General features: G+C 44.1%; 1 protein-coding gene. It reads right to left on the reverse strand.

From position 1 onward, the window contains the following. On the reverse strand, nt 1-238 hold a 238-nt coding region (locus SB772_RS45260; RefSeq protein WP_410839184.1), incomplete at both ends, for a hypothetical protein.

The following is a 238-nucleotide window of genomic DNA, read 5'->3' on the forward strand; positions in this document are numbered from 1 at the left end:
CACCATTCCAATTTTCGCGAGCTTTGTCGTCTAAATCGGCTGCCGTTTTTGGCTCCCACTTACCATTTTCTTTCCAAGTCGCATCGCCCCAATCTTCATCTTCCGCTTTACTGTCTAAATCTTTGTAGGCCTTGCTAGGATCTATACCGCGGCGTTTCATATCTGCTACTTGCTCTTCTAACGTATGAAACTGATCAGCATCATGCATGGACTTTTCTAGACCATCAATCTCTCTTTT

It is taken from the genome of Paraburkholderia sp. SIMBA_030, from assembly GCF_046535245.1.
Classification (GTDB): Bacteria; Pseudomonadota; Gammaproteobacteria; order Burkholderiales; family Burkholderiaceae; genus Paraburkholderia.